General features: G+C 46.2%; 1 protein-coding gene. It reads right to left on the minus strand.

Features of this window, described 5'->3' with window-relative positions:
- Window positions 1-392, minus strand: a 392-nt coding sequence (locus RB620_RS30495) for a transposase (protein WP_374121481.1), incomplete at its 3' end; no start/stop codon positions are given.
- Between the last annotated feature and the right edge of the window lie 141 nt (window positions 393-533).

Consider the following 533-nt stretch of genomic DNA (forward strand, 5'->3'; position numbering starts at 1 on the left):
TTGTCTCTTCCCCGAAACCGGCAATAGCGAAGTCCGTGGAGCACTTTGGCGTCCGCGAAACTTCGCTCAATCGTCTGGCTTCGAAATTTATATATGGCTTTGCCCGTATCGGATTCCCGATTGGCTGTTACTCGCTCCTTGCCCTCTTCCCAAACATGACGTTGAATGGTCCGTTGGCTTGATTTATTGTTCGTGCATGATGACAAGAGAGGGCATTGCGCGCATATTTCGGGATTCGATCGATAATCTCTAAGCCCTTTACGGTTAGTCGTTCGGTAGGTTAGCTCTTGGTTGCCAGGGCAGACATAAACATTTTTTTGAGCATCATACGTGAAATGATCTTTTGGGAAAACCCCATAATCTCGAGACTGCCGATCTGGAATTACCGCCATAATTTCTAGCTTCGATGTTTTGTGGCAAACATAAGGGGTCCAGTAGCCTGAATCAAGGGCGACCGCTTCAATAGTAGATCGGAAGTTAAATTTGCTTAGTTGGTGCTCTAGACGTTCGATGTAAACAACAGAGTCATTAAC

It is taken from the genome of Paenibacillus sp. LHD-117, assembly GCF_030929555.1.
Classification (GTDB): domain Bacteria; phylum Bacillota; class Bacilli; order Paenibacillales; family Paenibacillaceae; genus Pristimantibacillus.